Consider the following 18,636-nt stretch of genomic DNA (forward strand, 5'->3'; position numbering starts at 1 on the left):
GTACATGTATGAGTCAACAACTTACTAGAGAAGAGCAAGAACGAAAATATCCAAATGAAACTTGGGATTTAACAACTATTTTTGAAAGCGATGAAGCTTTTGAAAAGGCATTAAAAGAGGTAGAGAGCTATCTAGGTAAAGAAGAACAATTTAAAGGACATCTAGGAGATAGTGCTAAAACTTTATATAATGCTTTAGCTTTAGAAGATGAGATTGGAACACAATTAGAAAAGGTATATGTTTATGCACATCTAAAACAAGACCAAGATACATCTAACGATAAATATACTGGTTTTGAATCTCGTGCGCATCAACTCATCATAAAAATTAGCTCAGCATGGAGTTTCTTAGTTCCAGAGATTTTGCAAATTGATGAAGAGAAATTAGAATCTTTTATTAAGAGTAACGATGATTTAAAACGTTATGCATTTGACTTGAAATTAATTAATGAAAAACGTCCGCATATTTTAGATGCTGATAAAGAAAAATTATTAACCCAAGCGCAAGATGCATTATCAACTCCAGAAAATGTCTATGGTATGTTTAGTAACGCTGATTTAGAGTTTAAAGATGCAGTAGATAAAGATGGGAAAAAACATCCTTTAACACAAGGTACATTTATTAAATATTTAGAATCAGATGATCGTGAATTACGTCAGTCAGCTTACAACAACTTATATGAGGCGTATGGTGCATATAACAATACATTAGGTTCAACTTTAGCTGGTGAAGTTAAGAAAAATATTTTCAATGCGCGTGCGCATAACTATAAAACGGCACGTGAACGCGCTTTAAGTAATAATCATATTCCTGAAGAAGTATATGATAATTTAGTTGCAACAGTTCACAAATATCTTCCATTGTTGCATAAATACACTCAATTGAGAAAAGAACTTTTAGGTATTGATGATTTGAAAATGTATGACATCTATACTCCATTAGTTAAAGATGTTAAATTTGAAATGCCATATGACGAAGCTAAAGAATGGATGCTAAAAGCCCTAGAACCAATGGGAAAAGAATATTTAGATGTAGTGAAAGAAGGTTTAAATCATCGTTGGGTAGATGTTTATGAGAATAAAGGAAAACGCTCAGGTGGTTATTCTTCAGGCGCACATTTAACTAATCCATTTATTTTATTAAATTGGTCTGATACTATCTCTGATTTATATACACTTGTTCATGAATTTGGACATTCTGCACATAGTTACTTTAGTCGTAAAAATCAACCATCAAACTCTAGTGATTATTCTATCTTTGTAGCTGAAGTTGCTTCAACATGTAATGAAGCTCTACTAAGTGATTATATGGATAAACATTTAGATGATGATCGACGTTTATTATTACTAAACCAAGAACTTGAGCGTTTCAGAGCAACATTATTCCGTCAAACTATGTTTGCTGAATTTGAACACAAAATTCATCAAATTGAGGAAGCGGGAGAACCATTAACTTCAACTCGTATGAATGAAGAGTATGCTAAATTAAATAGACTATACTTCGGTGATGTAGTAGAAACAGATGATCATATTAGTAAAGAGTGGTCTCGTATTCCACACTTCTATATGAATTATTATGTATATCAATATGCAACTGGATACAGTGCAGCTCAAAGTTTAAGTCATCAAATTTTAACAGAAGGACAGCCTGCTGTTGAAAGATATATAAATGAATTCTTGAAAAAAGGTAGTTCTAATTACCCAATTGAAATTCTTAAGAATGCGGGTGTAGATATGACTACACCAGAACCTATAGAGCAAGCGTGTGAAGTTTTTGAACAAAAATTAAAAGCATTTGAAAAATTAATGAAGCACTAAAAAGAGTGTATTCGTTTTCAATGTGTCTAATTTGTGACATTTAGGGTGGAAATGTAGTTTAATATTGAAACGACGTTTTGAGCGTGTTATATTATATACATGAAATTAATCACATAACAAACATACCCCTTTGTTTGAAGTGAAAAATTTCTCCCATCCCCTTTGTTTAGCGTCGTGTAATCAGACACGGCGTTTTTTTTATGCTTAATTATTAAATCAAGTTAATATAAAAAGAGCGATACACTTCATATAAGTGATCGCTCTTTGTTATTTCTTAGGCATTTTAGATTGCCAAAATTCGCCGTCAGGATAATTTAGTTTTTCAACTTTTTGTTGTAAAGCTAATTTTTTCAATTCTTTTACGAGTAATTTTTCCGGCCATTCATAAATAGTAAGCAATTCTTCCATCGTTACTATTTGTTTGGATTGAATATAAGTTTCGAGATTTGGAGGTAATTCTTTTTCGATAGGGCATCCCATTAATTCATTAATAATATAAGTATAAATATGATAAGGATAAAGGCCTTCGACTTTCAAACCTTCTTCATGTACATCTTCACTAAAAAATACAAGTGAAGGCGCTTGTTCAATTTCCATTTCTCTTGCAATATGCAAATCTATTTTCAAACTTTCGGTAAGTTTATTTTTTTGTAAGTCTTCTTTGAAAACATCATAATCTAAACCAGCATTTTTAATACAATTACAAATCATTTCTTCAGTGATAATATCTTTTTTCGGTATAATTTCGTTTTGCATTAAATGAATAAAACGTTCCGCTCTTAATCTACCTTGTAATTCAGCAGCTTTATATGCTAAAGCAATATTATCAAAATCTGAAGTACTTTGAGCTTGACATTTAGTCAAAACCTTTAATGAAGGATTCAAAATATGTCTGATTCGAATATATTGATTATACTCAATTCTTAATTTAGAAATAATTGCGGATAATTTAAAACAATCTTTATTAAAAGGATCAAAGAATGAATAAATTTCTATTTTATTTACAGGTGACAGATTAGTGTTTTCACGACTCGCATTATCTACAATTTTAAGTTCTTCAGCCATGTTTAACTCACCTTCAATTATATTTAGGAATTCACCATATGGTTAGCAGTTAAACGCAATCTTTCATACAAGTATTCGCCAACTCCTGCTGGAAATTGAGCTTTATTGATTGCTTTATACATATTTTCTAACCATGCATCTCTTTCATAAGTAGTAATTCTAAATTCCATATGTCTTTTTTTTAACATTGGGTGACCATGTTCTTGAGTGTATAAATCAGGACCTCCTAGAAATTGTGTTAAGAACTGCTTTTGCTTTCTACTTGTTTCTTTAAAATCTCCAGGAAATAAATGGTTGATTCTTTGATCATTCTCTACAAGAAAGTAGAAATAATCAATCATATCATACAAAGCTTTTTCTCCTATTACATCATAAGGTGTTGTAGCCATAGTATCACCAATTTCTATTAATATATTTCTAATATAACATGAATTTTTACATTTAAAAGTAATTTGACTTTTCACAAGTTCATCTCATATCTATCCTAATTGAGCTTGATATTCAAAAAAGCGTTGAACTTTATTTTTAGGGGGCTCATGAACTAAGTCAAATTGTTTTAATAAATTTTGAAACTTTTCAAAGCCTATTTGATAATCATTGACTTCAAATTCTAGTTCATAGTCTGTTTTATCAAAGTATTGACTTTTATCTAATACTAATAGTTCATTTTGAAATTCAACTTCTAATCTTTCAGTTGTCAATGCACCTAAAACACTTAATTCGTTTTCTTCAATATCAAATTCAGTAAGAATGTTTTGAATATCGTTAGGTAATGTTGATTTGACAATTGTTTGTCCAATATGAGGCTTAATATCGATTGGATGATTATATTCTATCAAGCCAACTTTAGCTGGTACTTTTAGTGTGATTTCAAATGTGTTTTGTTTAACACGTATTCTTAAAGCAGAACGATGATCACGTAGTTTGAAACTAGGTGATTCAATATAATAATTTGTTTGAGTGAATGGTGTGAATTGTTTAAAGTAAGAATCTTTAATCGCGTTATATGTATTGAAATCAATTAATTGCTTAAATTCAATTTCATTATTAGTACTCATAATTACACCTCATTAGAAAATCTTTAGTATATTATTGTAGTTCATTATGACGGACATTTGTAAAAAATTAAAGTAATAACAATACTAAAAATAAAATATATGGAGCTAAATATTTAATCGTTTAGAGCATACTTGAACTATGGTACTCTAATGTGTGTTTGAAAGTTAAATTATGTTAAACTAATAAGGAATAATAAGGAGGAACAAGCATGCGTATATATGTAAATGAAATTAAAATCAAAGATGATAGCATTTATTGCTACTCAGAAGATCCAACTGATGGATTAGATGAAGTAGGACAAATGCTTGTAGATAGTGATAATTTTAGTTTTGCTTATTTATTAGATGATGGCTCGTCGTATTCATATTTGATTTTTGTACAAGAGACGTGGTCAATGTTACATAATAATAGAGATAAAAAAGTAATTATTAACGATGAATTAGAATTAGAACATTTTCAAGATGAATTAAGTTATATCCTAGAAAATGTTGAAGGAAATAATAACTATGGTAAGGAGTTTGTTTCAGCAGTTGAAGAAACTTTCGAACTAAAGTGAAACGGAGTGGAACCATATGAATCAATGGGAGCAATTTTTAACACCATATAAACAAGCAGTCGATGAATTAAAGGTGAAATTAAAAGGCTTACGTAAGCAATATGAAGTTGGAGACAACGCCTCACCCATTGAATTTGTAACTGGTCGTGTAAAGCCTATTACAAGTATCATTGATAAAGCGAATAAAAGGGGAATTCCTTTTGATCGATTACGTGAAGAAATGTACGACATAGCTGGTTTAAGGATGATGTGTCAATTCGTTGATGATATTGATGTAGTTGTTAACATGCTTAGACAACGACAAGATTTTAAAGTTGTAGAAGAAAGAGATTATATTAACAATACAAAACAAAGTGGTTATCGTTCATATCATGTAATTATCGAGTATCCAATTGAAACATTAAGTGGTCAAAAAATGATATTAGCTGAAATTCAAATTCGAACATTAGCAATGAATTTTTGGGCTACAATCGAACATACATTAAGATATAAATATGATGGAGATTATCCTGCTGAGATACAACATCGTCTAGAAAGAGCTGCTGAAGCGGCTTACTTATTAGATGAAGAGATGTCTGAAATTAAAGAGGAAATACAAGAAGCTCAAAAATATTATACTCAAAAACGTGCAAAAAAACATGACTGATGAGGTGTCAATACATGCGTTATACGATTTTATCTAAAGGTGACTCTAAATCAAACACGCTTAAACATAAAATGATGAATCAAATGAACTCTTTTCATATGATGGAGGATACAGAAAATCCAGAAATAGTAATATCTGTCGGTGGAGATGGAACACTTTTGCAAGCTTTTCATCAGTATAGTCATATGTTATCAAATGTAGCATTCGTTGGAGTACATACTGGTCATTTAGGTTTTTACGCAGACTGGTTACCTCATGAAGTTGAAAAATTGATTGATGAAATTCATCATTCTGAATTTCAAGTGATTGAATATCCATTACTTGAAATTATTGTTAAATATAACAACACTAAGAATGAAACACGCTATCTAGCACTCAATGAAGCAACTATGAAAACTGAAAATGGATCAACATTAGTAGCAGATGTCGCAATTAGAGGTAAACATTTTGAACGATTTAGAGGGGATGGTCTATGTATTTCTACACCTTCTGGGTCGACGGCTTATAATAAAGCACTAGGTGGTGCACTGATTCATCCTTCTCTTGAAGCCATACAAATTGCTGAAATTGCATCTATTAATAATAGAGTATTTAGAACGGTAGGTTCACCATTAGTATTACCTAAGCATCATACATGTTTGATTACACCTGTAAATCATAATACAATTAGAACAACAATTGACCATGTCAGTCTAAAACATAAAAATGTGAGCGACATTCAATTTAGAGTCGCAAATGAAAAAGTTCGTTTTGCTAGGTTTAGACCATTTCCTTTTTGGAAAAGAGTTCATGATTCGTTTATTGAAAGTGAAGATGATTGATGAAATTTGTATACCATATTCATAGCGAAGAAATGCTTAAGACATTTTTACAACGTCATAATTATTCAAAGAAAACAATTAGCGCCATTAAACGTGATGGCGCTTTAATTATTAATAGGCAACCTGTGACAGTTAGATATATGTTGAAAAAAGATGATCAACTTATTGTTAAACTGCCGGAAGAAGTTCCAAGTACATATCTTCGTCCTTCAAACAAACATATTGAAATATTATATGAAGATACATATTTAATTATCGTTTCAAAACCGGTGCATTTAAATTGTGCACCTTCAAGAGAACATCCTCATGATAGTTTAATTGAGCGCGTGATGTATTATTTAAATCATTCTACAAATAAAGTACAATATGTAGTACCTCATATTGTTACAAGATTAGATCGTAATACGACGGGCATCGTTATCTTTACTAAACATGGTCATATTCATCACCTTATGTCGACATTTGAAATAGATAAGCGATATATATGTGTGTGTTACGGTAAAACTAAAGAACAATCTATGATAGAGGCACCTATTGGTAGAAACAAAGATAGTATTATTACTCGGTGTATTACGCCATCTGGTAAACATGCAAAAACTGAATATAAAACGTTGAGTAGTCATCACAGTGCAAGTTTATGTGAAGTTAAATTACATACTGGACGAACACACCAAATTAGAGTTCATTTTAAGCATATTGGTCATCCACTTATTGGGGATGACTTATATGATGGTTTTCATCCTCGGATTCAAACACAATCTTTACAGTGTTATAAAGTAAAATTTAGACATCCAATATATAATAAAGAAATCGAGATTATTTTAGACTATAAAAACTTAGAAAAAATATATCAAAGTGTAAATTAAAATTAGGAGGTACATTTGATGTCATTAAATACAGAAACAACTGACATACAACATAATAAAGTATACAATCAAAAACTACTAGATGACAGTTTAAACCGCAATGATATAGATCAATTCAGAAAAGAATTTCTAACTATACATCAATATGAACAAAGTGAATATTTTGAAAATACAACGAATCAGAATAGACAAAGAATATTCGAATTTTTATCGCCTCAAGAAGTGAGTAGATTTTTTAATCAATTAGATATTGAGGGGAAAGAATATGAAATATTATTTGATTCAATGCATGCACATTATGCAAGTGAAGTATTAGAAAATATGTCTACAGATAACGCAGTTGATATTCTAAATGAATTATCTAACTCAAAAGTTGCCAGTTTATTAGCTTTGATGGATAACAGAGTCACAGATAAAATCAAAAAGTTATTACATTATGAAGAAGATACTGCTGGCGGTATCATGACTACTGAATATATTTCATTGGATATTGGTACATCTGTAAAAGAGGCACTCATGCTAGTTAAAAGTCAAGCACCTGACGCAGAAACGATATATGTGATTTATGTCGTTGATACTGCCGGTCAACTCGTAGGTGTTCTATCTTTGAAAGATTTAATTGTAGCAAATATTGATGCTCATGTTGAAGAAGTAATGATTCGACGTGTTGTAAGTGTAAATGTAGAAGAAGATCAAGAACGTGTTGCTCAAAAAATGAAAGATTATGACTTTATTGCTATGCCTGTGATCGACTATCAACATCATTTAGTAGGGATTATCACAATAGATGATATTTTAGATGTTGTAAATGAAGAAGCAGATGAAGATTATTCACGTTTAGCGGGGGTTTCTGATACTAAGTCTACTGATCAATCAGTATTTAAGAAAGCATTGAAGAGATTACCGTGGCTTATTATTTTAACATTTTTAGGTATGATAACAGCAACGATTCTGGGTGGTTTTGAAGATACCTTGTCGCAAGTTGCATTATTAGCAGCATTTATCCCTATTATAAGTGGGATGTCAGGAAATTCAGGAACACAATCATTAGCAGTGTCTGTTCGTAATATTTCTAATGGTGATATTAAAGAAAAAAGTAAACTTAAAATAGCTTTAAAAGAAGCAGGTAGTGGGTTAATCACTGGTTTTGTATGTGCAGTGATTTTATTCTTAATTATTGTCATTATTTATCGTCAACCATTCTTGGCACTGATTGTAGGTGCAAGTTTAACTATTGCCATGACAGTAGGTACGTTAGTAGGATCAATGATTCCAATCTTAATGAATAAAATTCATATCGATCCTGCTGTCGCAAGTGGACCATTTATTACAACTATCAATGATATTGTAAGTATGTTAATTTATTTTGGACTTGCAACAACATTTATGTCATATCTAACATAGGGGGATGAAATGGAATTTTTTTCTTTGGTCATAGTCGTCGTCGCAGCATTTCTTACACCGATTATTGTTAATCGATTAAACGTCACTTTTTTACCTGTTGTCGTAGCTGAAATATTAATGGGAATTATTATAGGAAATTCATTTTTAGGACTTGTCCACAAAGATGAAATGTTAAATATTCTGTCAACATTAGGTTTTATCTTTTTAATGTTTTTAAGTGGATTGGAAATTGATTTCAGCGCATTTAAAAAAGACACAAGAAAGAGACAGGGTATTGATAAAAATGAAAAGAATTTACCAAGTCATTTACAATTAGCACTTACAGTTTTTTCATTAATAATGGTGCTTTCAATCATTTTAGCATTTGCATTTAAATGGTTAGGCTTTGTAGATGATGTATTATTAATGGTCATTATTATTTCAACTATTTCATTGGGTGTAGTTGTGCCAACACTTAAAGAAATGAATATCATGCGCACAACAATAGGACAATTTATATTATTAGTAGCAGTATTAGCAGATTTATTTACGATGGTTTTATTAACTATTTATGGTGGAATCAATGGTGAAGGCGGAGGGTCAATTTGGCTATCTGCAATTTTAATCGTGTTTACTGCAATATTTTATTTGTTAGGTTCTGTATTTAAACGGTTAAATTTTATGCAACGCTTAATGGGTGGTACAACACAAATTGGTATACGGGCCATTTTTGCATTAATCATTTTACTGGTTGCTCTTGCTGAGGGTGTTGGTGCTGAATATATATTAGGTGCTTTTTTAGCTGGTGTAGTTGTATCACTGTTAAAACCTGATGAAGAAATCATTCATACTTTAGATTCATTTGGATACGGATTCTTTATACCGATATTCTTTATTATGGTCGGTGTAGATTTAGATATACCATCTTTAATTAAAGAACCCTCTTTACTTATTATAATTCCGATACTTATATTGTCCTTTATCGTTTCTAAGTTGATTCCTGTCTTATTTATTCGAAGATGGTTTGATACTAAAACAACTATTGCATCAGCATTTTTATTAACATCAACACTTTCGCTTGTTATTGCTGCAGCAAAAATTGCTGAAGAATTAAAAGCAATTACTTCTGAAATGTCAGGAATATTAATATTAAGTGCAATTATTACATGTGTATTTGTACCTGTTGTATTTAAAAAATTATTCCCAATTCCAGATGAAGTGAACCGGAAAATTGATATTGCGTTAATTGGTAAAAATCAATTGACTATTCCAATTGTTCAAAATCTGACTTCACAGTTATATAATATAACGTTGTTTTACCGTAAAGATTTAGGTGATCAGCGTAATTTACCTGACAATGTGACTGTTATTGAAATTAGTGAATATGAAGAAAGTTTATTAGAGAGACTTGGCTTATTTAATCAAGATATTGTCGTATGTTCTGCTAATGATGATGGTTTAAATAAAATGATAGCAAAATTAGCTAAATCTCATGGTGTAAACAGAGTTATTTGTCGACTAGAAAATAGTGGTGATGATGAAGAGTTAAAAACAGATGGTATTGAAGTATTTAGTAATTTTATTAGTAATAAAATTTTCTTAAAAGGTTTAATTGAAACACCAAATATGCTAAATATTTTAAGTAACGTTGAAACTTCACTATATGAAATTGAAATGTTAAATTATAAATACGAAAATATTCTATTGCGTCATTTCCCATTTGGTGGGGACATCATATTTGTACGTATTGTTAGAAATAATGAATCCATTGTACCACATGGAGATACGCAACTTAGATATAAAGACCGTTTAATTGTAACAGGTTCTAAAGAATATGTAGATGAACTCAAATCTGAATTAGAATTTTATTATTAATCTATTTAAAAGAGAGGACAAAATAAAGGGTATCTTTGAAAAATAACATAAAAAGATACATTACTTTATGTACCTCTCTTTTTATTGAGATGATTTGAAAATTTATTATTACTTTATTAAATATTATTAACAATGGTAAAATATGTATGTTAAAAACGTTTATAATGAACGAATTAATATAAAGTAATATAAGGAGATAATTTATATGATTAATTTAGAAAATAAAACCTTTGTCATTATGGGTATCGCTAATAAACGTAGTATTGGTTTTGGCGTAGCTAAAGTATTAGACGAATTAGGTGCTCATCTCGTATTTACATATCGTAAAGAGCGCAGTAAAAAAGAATTAGAAAAATTATTAGGCCAATTAAATCAAAAAGAGCATCATTTGTATCAAATAGATGTTCAAAAAGATGAAGATGTCATTAATGGCTTTGCGAAAATTGGTGAAGAAGTTGGAACTATTGATGGCGTCTATCATTCAATTGCATTTGCTAATATGGAAGATTTACGTGGTCGTTTTTCTGAAACATCTCGTGAAGGGTTCCTACTTGCACAAGATATTAGTTCATATTCATTAACAATTGTAGCTCATGAAGCGAAAAAAATTATGCCGAATGGGGGTAGTATTGTAGCTACAACTTATTTAGGCGGAGAATTTGCAATTCAAAACTATAATGTGATGGGTGTTGCAAAAGCAAGTCTTGAAGCAAATGTTAAATATTTAGCATATGATTTAGGCCCAGATAATATTCGAGTAAATGCAATTTCTGCTGGACCAATTCGTACATTAAGTGCTAAAGGTGTAGGTGGTTTGAACTTAATTCTTAAAGAAGTTGAAGAACGTGCACCGTTAAGACGTAATGTAGATCAAGAAGAAGTGGGCAGAACTGCTGCTTATTTATTAAGTGATTTTTCAAGTGGTGTGACTGGAGAAAATATCCACGTAGATAGTGGTTTCCACGCAATTAAATAAGTTTAAATTGAAAAATAGATATAAGATATATGATAAATCCAAGAGTCTGAGACAATGAGTTGTCTTAGACTTTTTTAATAAATTGACAGTTGATGACTGAGTTGAAAATGCATTTGTATCAAGCTTTATTCAATTTCACTTCCAAGGCTAGAACATAGAGACTTTTAATAAGAACATCTATATTCAACGCAAATTGGAGAGGCATAGGCATTGATGATGTAGAACGACGACTTAAAAATGAATTTTATCCCTCTTCTAGCTTTATATTATTTAATGTGATATGACATAAAAAAACTGCGAATAGAATATGTTCTATCCGCAGTAAGTAATTAAAAAGCATTAATTATTAAATTAATCTTTAACATCGCTATTTGCTTTATCAATGATACGTTGACGATACTTAAATACATTTCTTGCTACTGTTTTTAATACTGCATAAAGTGGAACAGCAATTAAAATAAGTGTGAATCCTCCTAAATCACCCGCTGCTAAGATAACAACAATGATTGTAAGTGGATGAATACTTAATGATTTACCCATGACGTTAGGTGTGATGACATTACCTTCAAGTTGCTGTGCAATTAATGTAACAACACAAACCCAAATAAATGTTGATGGACCATCGATAATTCCTAATATTGCAGCCGGCGCAAATGATAACCAAGGTCCTAAAAATGGGATTAAGTTTGCTACACCAGCGAATAATACAAGCAATGGAGTATAAGGTAACCCAATAAGGGTATAACCAATATAAAGAATAATACCTAAGATGAAACTAACAGTAACTTGACCTTGAATATACGATTTTAACGTATAATTTAAATCTTTAAGTAAATCAACAACAAAAACTTTACGTTCTCCTTTGAAAAATTTACCAATTGCTGGAATAAATTTTTCATGATCTTTTAACATATAAATCAAGAAGAACGGTACCATAATCAATAAGAAGATGGTTGAAATAAGAGATTTGATATAAGTGATTGAATTTGCTAATATACCAGTTAAACTATCACTGATTGATTTCATTGTTGAATTAATTTTCGCTGTTACATCACTTGGTAATTTATCCATTTGATTTAATGAGAAATTAACCACTTGTTCTGCATCACGTTGTAAAGTTGGTGTTGCTTTGATTAAATTATTAACATTAGAAATAATAATAGGAGCAATGAAAGCTACTACGATAGCGATAATAGCGATTAATACGATAAAGATAGTTAAAATACTTGCCCAACGTGGGAAACCCCATTTTTCCAAAAGTGTTTGAAAAGGTAAGCAGATATAAAATAAAAATCCACTTAATAAGAATGGAAGAAACACTGAACCAATAATAGTTGCTATAGGTGTAAATACACTATGCACTTCCATAAATAACTTTATAAGTACGAACAGGATGATTAAGAAAATTCCAGTTCGAAACCATACTTTATTAAGCATAGACTTACTTCCTCCTAAAGTAATCAATTCATTAGTAATAAGTATATCTTAAATAAGAGATGTTAAAAAGGAAAAGTTGATTAACTAAAAAATAATTATATTATAATATTTAATTGTATAAAAATATATGAGCTTAATTAAACAATGCCTAATTCTCTTAAAAAAGTATATAGAATCTAAAATAAAAAAGCTTATTATAAGCGTTTATATCACTGTCACTAATAAATAAAATTGATACAATATGAATATATATGAAGGAGAGAGGATAATATGGAAGAATTTAAAGCTGGAAAAATTAATAAATATATTTTAAATAGTAAAATTCTAGAAAGAGATATCACATTGTCGATTTATCTTCCAGAAGATTTTACTGAATTATTTAAGTCTCAGGTGATTATTTGTTTTGATGGATTGGACTTTTTCCGATTTGGAAGGATTCAGCGTGAATATGAACGTCTAAGAAAAGAAGAACATATTGAACGTGCCATTATTGTTGGATTTCATTATGAAGATGTTGAGAAACGTAGAGAAGAGTTTCATCCTCAAGGTAGTCGTAGTCAAAAGACGATTCAGTCAGTAGTTAAAGAACTTTTACCTTTCATTGATCAAACGTTTCCTACATATAAGGTGGGAAATTCTAGATTATTAATAGGAGATAGTTTAGCTGGAAGTATTGCCTTTCTTACTTCATTGACTTATCCTTCAATATTTAGTCAAATAGCTATGTTTAGTCCGCACTCAGATCATACTGTTCTTGAAAAATTTGAGACATGTAAGCAACGTAATCGATTAACGATTTGGCATGCGATCGGTAAAGATGAAGTCGATTTTAAATTACCAACGACTGGTGAGCAAGCTGATTTTTTAACTCCAAATAGAAAGCTATCAAACCTTATTGAACAAGATGAGCGTGTCACTTACGTATACAATGAATTTAATGGTAGTCATAATTGGAAATCATGGAAACCTATGATCGGAGATATTCTCTATTATTTTTTAAATAATAATCATAGTACATATGAATAGTCTACAAATTTTTTTCGAAAGCCTTTTCAAAAAATGTTGTATCTAATAACGTATTAAATAGAATTTTGATATAATAGAAGTATGTTAAACAAAGGAGGAATTTCAATGAAGATAGGATTAGCACTTATTCCGTCACAATCATTTCAAAATGAAGTAGATGGCTATCGTAAGCGTTATGATACGGAGTATGCACGTATTATGCCACATATTACGATTAAACCTCACTTTGAACTTAAAGAAACAGAATTAGATTCATTTAAAGACGAAGTTAAACAAAAATTAGATGGATTTAAACCTGTAGAGGCCCACGTGACAAAAGCTTCAAGCTTTAAACCGACAAATAATGTTATTTATTTTAAAGTTGAAAAAACAGAAGAATTAGAAAATTTATTTAATACATTTAATAATGAATCATTTTATGGTAAAGCTGAACATCCATTCGTTCCTCATTTTACGATTGCTCAAGGTTTAACGAGTCAAGAATTTGAAGATATATTTGGTCAAGTGAAGCTTGCAGGGGTAGACCATAGAGAAACCATCGATGAACTTTCATTGTTACATTACAATGAAGATGAAGATAGATGGAACATTGTTGATAGTTTTAAACTAGCATAATATGTATATAAAAAAAGAAGTCAAAACATTTTAGTTTTGACTTCTTTTTTTAAGAATATTTTTGATGCTTTCTACTTTTGATAAAATAAATGCCATAAAAAATAGCGAGTAATAGAAAAATCAAAGCTGAGACATAGAATGTATTATTTAATCCATTTGAGAATTGAGCGATAAGGCCTCCGAAAAGAGGACCAATCATTGAACCAAAGCCTTGGACGCTATTAAATACACCCCAAGTTTCTTCTTGTTCAGATGGATCGATATGTCCAGCCATAAAAGTATTCCAAGCAGGTAATAAAATGCCATACATTAAACCTATAAAGGCGGCAACTATCCAAACAACAATAATATTGTTAACTAGTGAGAGACCAAAAATAAATAGCGTAAACAATATGAATCCTACAAAAATAACGGTATACATAAAGCCAGTGCTATTTTTATCGATCATTTTAGATAAAAATAACATTGATATTGCACAACCAATACCACCAATAGCGATAGCAGCAGTATATTCAATAGTTGTTACCCCCACAACTTTTGTAGCATACGTCGGCAATATTGGAAGCAAAGCTGATATTGAAGCACCTTGCAACAAAATACCTGGGAATAAAATCATATGACGTTTCATTACCTCTACGATTTGACCTAATTGTTCTTTCACAGGTTTAGTATTATAATTTGTGAGTTTTACATCTACAAAATAATAAAGTATCCATGCAATGATAACGACAAGAGACATCGCAAATGCAAATCGCGTTGGATGTATTTTGACTAGAACATTCATAAACGCCCAGCCTACAAGCAAACCTAATAACCATGAAAAGTATACATAACCCATTTGTTTGCCACGTTGACTTTCTTCCACACTAGATAACATGATTACCCATATTGGACTTACTGCAATCCCTAGCATAATTGCACTAATAATGATAATGATGGGATTAGCTGGAAAGAAAATAATTAGAAACAAGCTTAAAAAAGCTAATAAAAAACCTAAATTAAGGACGATTTTAGTCCCGAATTTCTTTAATAAAAATCCAATCACAAAGTTTGTAGCTGCATCTGAAATAAAATGAATAGATAGTGCTACTGAAGTCACAGCTACAGCGATAGAGGTTACAGTAGGTAAATAGTTAACATAACTTAATACATACATTCCTCTAGCAAATTCCATTAAAAATAAAATAACGAGCATTATTTTAAAGTTTTTACTTATGCTTTTATTGTTTGACAAAGAACTTGGCATATAATGGCACCTTTCCATAAATTTCTTGCTGTTGAGATGAATGATCGAGCATATTCAATAAATCGATACAAAGTCGATGGGTTGAATAATCTACTCTATCTTGACGCATTGTATTTATCATTAAAGTTAATTTGTTCGAATCATGTGTTAATTCAGAGACAATGTCAATTGCATCTTCAGGAGTATCAGCAATTCTACCATACCCTTTTTCTTGGAAATAATACGCATTTTCTAGTTCTTGTCCTGGAGCAGGATTTAAGAAAATCATTGGGATACTTCTTGTCAAACCTTCGGATATTGTAATCCCACCTGGTTTAGTGATCATTAATTGACTTGAAGCCATCCATTCATTCATATGTTTTGTATATCCTAAAATAAGAACGTTGTCGTAAGATTTAAATCTAGCTTCCAAATTACGTTTAAGTCCTTTACTTCTACCACAAATCATAACGACTTGAGAATGAGGACTTTTTTCTAAGATACGTTCTATCATATGTTCAAAACCTTTTGATACTCCAAAAGCACCTGCAGACATAAGAATAGTAGTTTTTTTAGGGTCTAAATGATATTTTTTTAGCCAAGCCTGTTGATCAATATCCGCTTCAAATTTATCAGAAATAGGGATACCTGTGACTTTAATTAAAGATGCCGGTACACCAACGTTTACAAAGTCTTCTTTTGTATCTTCAGTAGCCACATAATATCTATGAGAATTTGGAGTAATCCAGTTCTTTTGTAGACGATAATCCGTCATGACTGTTGCGATAGGAATACGCATGTTAAATTGTTCAGTTAATACTGACATCACGGGCGTTGGAAAAGTCATTAAAATCAAGTCAGGCTTTTCTTTTAAAAGTAGGTTAATTAATTTATTTAAACCATAGTATTTATAAAAACATTTATCTAATTCATCTGGTCGACTATAATAAAAGTTTTTATACATATTTCTAAAATATTTAAAGCTATTGATATACCATTTTTTACAAATAGACGTAAGGATGGGATGTGCTTCCATAAATAAATCATGCTCAATAACAGAAATATGAGATAGATTCATGTCATTCAATTGATTGACAATACTTTGTGTCACTTGTAAATGACCATTTCCAAATGATCCAGTGATAATCAATATCTTTTTATTTTGAGTAACCATTAATAGTCACCCTCCAATAATTTAAGTTTAATCCATCGAATAATGTATTACAGTAAAAAATACATACGGGTATAAATAATATGTATTTTATTCAAGAAAGTCATAAAATTCATTTATAGTGAATTATAGCATATTCGAACAATGATTACTTTAACTTTATACCCTTATCCTAGCACTAATAAAGTGAAATGTATGGGACTTACACTAAGATAAGAAAAAATTTATAAATAATTAACTTGGAATTAATATTAATAATATAGAAGATACAAAAATGATTTGATTTTGAGTAGTTCAGAATTTACTTTTTTAGGTGAGAATAAATTTATCAACAACTTTAAAATGTGTATAATAGAGATATTGAAAAAAAGGAGCGATACATTTTGAATGCGAATGAGTTGTTCAATAAAATAAGAGTTAAACAAGTTATAGGAACTTTAGATATAGATATCACTGATATTACTACAGATTCTCGAACTGCTAGTGGAGAAAGTATCTTTGTAGCTTCTAAGGGATATACTGTAGATAGTCATAGATTTTGTCAAAACGTCATTGACCAAGGAACTAAAATTATAGTTGTAAACCGTAAGCAAGAAGTTAAAGGAGAAGTCACACAAGTTATTGTACCTGATACTTTAAGAGTAGCCAGTATATTAGCGCATACATTATTTGATTATCCAAGTCAACAACTCACTACCTTTGGCGTCACTGGTACAAATGGTAAAACTTCAATCGCGACAATGATTCACTTAATTTATAGAGGATTAGACAAAAATAGTGCGTATTTAGGTACGAATGGATTTCAAATTAATGAAGAAAAAACAAAAGGGGCAAATACTACTCCTGAAACTGTATTGCTTACTAAGAAAATTAAGCAAGCTATAGATAGTAAAGCTGAAGCAATGACTATGGAGGTCTCAAGTCATGGATTAGCTCTAGGACGATTAAGAGGGGTAGAATTTGATGTAGCTATTTTTTCAAATTTAACCCAAGATCATTTAGACTTTCATGGCACAATGGAAGCTTATGGACATGCTAAATCATTACTATTTAGTCAATTAGGTGAAGATTTATCAAAAGAAAAATATGTGGTATTAAATAATGATGATGATTTCTCTAAATATTTAGAAACGGTAACACCATTTGAAATATTGACATATGGTATAGATAATGGAGCACAGTTTATGGCTCAAAATATCAAAGAATCTTTACAAGGTGTACAATTTGATTGTGTTACTCCATTTGGCACGTATCATGTTTCATCACCCTATGTAGGTAAATTTAATATCTCAAATCTTATGGCAGCTATGATAGCAGTGTGGAGTAAAGGAGTCGATTTCAAAGATATCGTAGAAGTGGTAAAATCTTTAGAGCCTGTTGAAGGGCGTCTAGAGGTTTTAGATCCATCACTTCCAATCGATTTAATTATTGATTATGCACATACTGCTGATGGTATGAATAAACTGATTGATGCAGTGCAACCTTTTGTTAAACAAAAGCTCATCTTTTTAGTAGGCATGGCTGGCGAACGTGATTTAACAAAAACGCCTGAAATGGGGGCTGTTGCATGTCGAGCAGACTATGTTATTTTTACACCTGACAATCCAGCAGATGACGATCCTAAAATGTTGACTGCAGAACTTGCTAAAGGTGCAACACATAATAACTATGTAGAATTTGAAGATCGAGCTGAAGGCATTAAACATGCTATCGAAGTCGCGAATCCAGGTGATACAGTTGTACTTGCTTCTAAAGGTAGAGAACCTTATCAAATTATGCCAGGACACGTGAAAGTGCCACATCGTGACGATTTAATTGGTTTAGAAGCTGCGTATAAAAAGTTTGGAAAATCCCATTATGATCATTAAGCAACTTTCTGAACAAAATGAAATAATCAATGTCTATCTATATAAAAATGTGCATCATGCTTATTATATGATAGCTATTCCAGATATGTTTTGGTCTGTAGAATTAAATGCACAACTCAATGAACAGGAAATAAATGAAGAGTTAATAATGCAATTATTTACATTTAAAGAAGAAAGTGAAGCATTGCGTATAGCTTCTCAGTTATCTAAGTGGATTCTAAGTGGATAAT

At 30.7% G+C, this 18,636-nt stretch carries 18 protein-coding genes; 12 read left to right on the forward strand and 6 right to left on the reverse strand.

Annotated elements, in window-relative coordinates; translation table 11 throughout:
* Nucleotides 1-8: 8 nt before the first annotated feature.
* Nucleotides 9-1,817: an oligoendopeptidase F gene (gene pepF, locus HMPREF2561_RS07130; RefSeq protein ID WP_048682889.1), complete on the forward strand. Its 1,809-nt coding sequence runs from the start codon at nucleotides 9-11 to the stop codon at nucleotides 1,815-1,817.
* 267 nt (nucleotides 1,818-2,084) lie between these two features.
* Here pepF and yjbH read toward each other — a convergent pair whose 3' ends face one another.
* From yjbH to HMPREF2561_RS07145, 3 genes are all read right to left on the reverse strand, one after another.
* On the reverse strand, nucleotides 2,085-2,882 hold the full coding sequence (gene yjbH, locus HMPREF2561_RS07135; RefSeq protein ID WP_048682885.1) for a protease adaptor protein YjbH: 798 nt from the start codon (nucleotides 2,880-2,882) through the stop codon (nucleotides 2,085-2,087).
* A gap of 23 nt (nucleotides 2,883-2,905) precedes the next feature.
* A complete protein-coding gene (locus tag HMPREF2561_RS07140) occupies nucleotides 2,906-3,271 on the reverse strand; it encodes a truncated hemoglobin YjbI (RefSeq protein ID WP_048761221.1) in 366 nt (121 codons plus the stop codon).
* Between the two features lie 90 nt (nucleotides 3,272-3,361).
* Complete coding sequence (locus HMPREF2561_RS07145; protein WP_048680686.1) at nucleotides 3,362-3,940, reverse strand: CYTH domain-containing protein; 579 nt, start codon at nucleotides 3,938-3,940, stop codon at nucleotides 3,362-3,364.
* A 209-nt stretch (nucleotides 3,941-4,149) separates the two neighbouring features.
* Here HMPREF2561_RS07145 and HMPREF2561_RS07150 point away from each other — a divergent pair, with 209 nt between their 5' ends.
* The 7 genes from HMPREF2561_RS07150 (at nucleotide 4,150) to fabI (ending at nucleotide 11,064) form a co-directional block, all read left to right on the forward strand.
* Nucleotides 4,150-4,497, forward strand: a complete 348-nt coding sequence (locus HMPREF2561_RS07150) for a UPF0738 family protein (protein WP_002448177.1) — start codon at nucleotides 4,150-4,152, stop codon at nucleotides 4,495-4,497.
* 16 nt (nucleotides 4,498-4,513) lie between these two features.
* Nucleotides 4,514-5,143 carry a GTP diphosphokinase gene (locus tag HMPREF2561_RS07155; RefSeq protein WP_017175811.1) on the forward strand — a complete coding sequence of 210 codons (630 nt, stop codon included), beginning with the start codon at nucleotides 4,514-4,516 and terminating at the stop codon, nucleotides 5,141-5,143.
* A gap of 14 nt (nucleotides 5,144-5,157) precedes the next feature.
* Nucleotides 5,158-5,964: an NAD kinase gene (locus HMPREF2561_RS07160; protein WP_019835656.1), complete on the forward strand. Its 807-nt coding sequence runs from the start codon at nucleotides 5,158-5,160 to the stop codon at nucleotides 5,962-5,964.
* On the forward strand, nucleotides 5,964-6,830 hold the full coding sequence (locus HMPREF2561_RS07165; RefSeq protein WP_019835655.1) for an RluA family pseudouridine synthase: 867 nt from the start codon (nucleotides 5,964-5,966) through the stop codon (nucleotides 6,828-6,830). The genes HMPREF2561_RS07160 and HMPREF2561_RS07165 overlap by 1 nt, the downstream gene beginning before the upstream one ends.
* An 18-nt stretch (nucleotides 6,831-6,848) precedes the next feature.
* Nucleotides 6,849-8,234, forward strand: coding sequence for a magnesium transporter (gene mgtE / locus HMPREF2561_RS07170; protein WP_019835654.1), 1,386 nt, complete (start codon nucleotides 6,849-6,851; stop codon nucleotides 8,232-8,234).
* 9 nt (nucleotides 8,235-8,243) lie between these two features.
* Nucleotides 8,244-10,088, forward strand: a complete 1,845-nt coding sequence (locus HMPREF2561_RS07175; RefSeq protein ID WP_049434452.1) for a monovalent cation:proton antiporter family protein — start codon at nucleotides 8,244-8,246, stop codon at nucleotides 10,086-10,088.
* A gap of 205 nt (nucleotides 10,089-10,293) precedes the next feature.
* Nucleotides 10,294-11,064, forward strand: a complete 771-nt coding sequence (gene fabI, locus HMPREF2561_RS07180) for an enoyl-ACP reductase FabI (RefSeq protein WP_019835652.1) — start codon at nucleotides 10,294-10,296, stop codon at nucleotides 11,062-11,064.
* Between the two features lie 351 nt (nucleotides 11,065-11,415).
* On the opposite strand, the gene cozEa is transcribed toward fabI, so the two are convergent.
* Nucleotides 11,416-12,501 carry a lipoteichoic acid biosynthesis protein CozEa gene (gene cozEa / locus HMPREF2561_RS07185; protein WP_070468592.1) on the reverse strand — a complete coding sequence of 362 codons (1,086 nt, stop codon included), beginning with the start codon at nucleotides 12,499-12,501 and terminating at the stop codon, nucleotides 11,416-11,418.
* Nucleotides 12,502-12,771: 270 nt separating this feature from the next.
* Here cozEa and HMPREF2561_RS07190 point away from each other — a divergent pair, with 270 nt between their 5' ends.
* Entirely contained in the window at nucleotides 12,772-13,527 is a 756-nt protein-coding gene (locus HMPREF2561_RS07190; protein WP_070468594.1) for an esterase family protein, read from the forward strand.
* A gap of 105 nt (nucleotides 13,528-13,632) precedes the next feature.
* On the forward strand, nucleotides 13,633-14,142 hold the full coding sequence (locus HMPREF2561_RS07195) for a 2'-5' RNA ligase family protein (protein WP_070468596.1): 510 nt from the start codon (nucleotides 13,633-13,635) through the stop codon (nucleotides 14,140-14,142).
* A gap of 49 nt (nucleotides 14,143-14,191) precedes the next feature.
* On the opposite strand, the gene ltaA is transcribed toward HMPREF2561_RS07195, so the two are convergent.
* Both ltaA and HMPREF2561_RS07205 read right to left on the reverse strand, forming a co-directional pair.
* A complete protein-coding gene (gene ltaA / locus HMPREF2561_RS07200) occupies nucleotides 14,192-15,388 on the reverse strand; it encodes a lipoteichoic acid biosynthesis MFS flippase LtaA (protein ID WP_049379561.1) in 1,197 nt (398 codons plus the stop codon).
* Nucleotides 15,363-16,541 carry a diglucosyl diacylglycerol synthase gene (locus tag HMPREF2561_RS07205; protein WP_017175802.1) on the reverse strand — a complete coding sequence of 393 codons (1,179 nt, stop codon included), beginning with the start codon at nucleotides 16,539-16,541 and terminating at the stop codon, nucleotides 15,363-15,365. The genes ltaA and HMPREF2561_RS07205 overlap by 26 nt, the downstream gene beginning before the upstream one ends.
* 380 nt (nucleotides 16,542-16,921) lie before the next feature.
* Between HMPREF2561_RS07205 and HMPREF2561_RS07210 the strand changes: the two genes are divergently transcribed.
* Complete coding sequence (locus HMPREF2561_RS07210) at nucleotides 16,922-18,406, forward strand: UDP-N-acetylmuramoyl-L-alanyl-D-glutamate--L-lysine ligase (protein WP_070468598.1); 1,485 nt, start codon at nucleotides 16,922-16,924, stop codon at nucleotides 18,404-18,406.
* Nucleotides 18,396-18,635 (forward strand): YueH family protein, encoded by a 240-nt coding sequence (locus HMPREF2561_RS07215; protein ID WP_070468600.1) that lies wholly within the window; start codon nucleotides 18,396-18,398, stop codon nucleotides 18,633-18,635. Before HMPREF2561_RS07210 ends, HMPREF2561_RS07215 begins: the two co-directional genes overlap by 11 nt.
* Nucleotide 18,636: the final 1 nt, after the last annotated feature.

It is taken from the genome of Staphylococcus sp. HMSC069E10, from assembly GCF_001809205.1.
GTDB classification, from domain to species: domain Bacteria; phylum Bacillota; class Bacilli; order Staphylococcales; family Staphylococcaceae; genus Staphylococcus; species Staphylococcus hominis.